At 76.2% G+C, this 1,243-nt stretch carries 2 pseudogenes; one reads left to right on the top strand and one right to left on the bottom strand.

The annotated features are described in order from the left end of the window. Positions 1 to 209: pseudogene (locus CCN56_RS36260) on the bottom strand (hypothetical protein); the annotation flags it as partial. A gap of 72 nt (positions 210 to 281) precedes the next feature. On the opposite strand from CCN56_RS36260, the pseudogene CCN56_RS36255 reads away from it, so the two are divergent. Beyond that, a pseudogene (locus CCN56_RS36255) lies at positions 282 to 1,243 on the top strand (DNA-binding protein); the annotation flags it as partial.

Here is a 1,243-nt window from a genome sequence, read left to right as displayed (position 1 = left end):
ACGACCTCGTCCGGGGTGCCCAGGGAGCCGAGGATGCCGCGTACCGCCGCCGGACTCTCCTCGCCGTGGGTGGCGCGCCGGCGGTCGATCTCGTTGCGCAGGCCGGACACCAGCTTCATCCGGTCGCTCGCCGGCAGTTGTCGCTGCTGGGCCAGATCGCCGACCCGGCTCAGATAGTCGTAGACCAGACGGTCGCTCTCGATCCCCACGATGCCCCTCCACGGCCGGTTCGCCCGGTACGGCCCGACGTTAGCGCCTGAACAGCGGCTAACGTGGTCCGGATGGGGATCGGTGAGCTCGACCGGGAGGCGCACGTGCCCGAGGTAACTGGCGCCGGCGCGGCGCCCCGCACGCTCGCGGAGGCGCTGCGCGCGCGGGGCGACGAGGGGCTCGCCGCGCTGCTGCGCGCCCGGCCGGACCTGCTGAGCCCCGTACCGAACGACCTGACGCAGCTGGCGACCCGCGCCGGCACGCGCGGTTCGGTGGTGCGGGCCCTGGAGCGGCTCGACCGGTTCGCCCTCCAGACGGCCGAAGCGCTGGCCGTGGCCCCGGACCCCGCCCCGTACCCCGTACTCCTCGCGCTGCTCACCGGCGACGAGGGCGACCCGGAGATCGAGGCGGCGCTGCCGGGCGCGGTGGCGCTGCTGCGCGAGCAGGCCCTGGTGTGGGGCGAGGACGACCGGCTGCGGCTCGTGCGGACCGCGCGGGAGCTCCTCGCGCCCTCGGCGCAGCATCCTTCGCCGACCGGGCTCGGGCCGACGGTCGCGGAGGCGACGGCGGGCATGTCGCCGGGCCGGGTGCAGGAGATCATCGCGACGGCCGGTCTGACGGCGACGCACGATCCGGTGTCGGCGGTCGCGGCGCTCACGGAGCTGTTCACCGACCGGGCGCGGATGGGCGCGCTCCTCGACGAGGCGTCGCCGGAGGCCCTCGCNNGTGGGGTCCGCCGTACGGCGAGGTGACGGCGAATCCGGCGCCTCCGGTGCAGTGGCTGCGCGACCGGGGGCTGCTGCTTCCGGTGTCGGCGCGGACGATGGTGCTGCCGCGCGAGGTGGCGCTGCACCTGCGGGGCGGGCGGGCGCACCGGGCGCCGGAGCCGGTGGCCCCGGTGGTGAAGGCGGCCCGCGACTACCGTCCCCAGGTGGTGGACAACGCGGCGGCCGGGCAGGCGTACGCGACGATCGCGACGGTCGAGGAGCTGCTCAAGTCCTGGGACCAGGGCGGGCCGCAGGTCCTGCGGGCG

The organism is Streptomyces sp. NRRL B-24572, assembly GCF_002156145.1.
Taxonomy (GTDB): domain Bacteria; phylum Actinomycetota; class Actinomycetes; order Streptomycetales; family Streptomycetaceae; genus Streptomyces; species Streptomyces vietnamensis.
The sequence above is the reverse complement of the archived record's forward strand: the minus strand, read 5'-3'. Positions and strand labels throughout refer to the sequence as shown.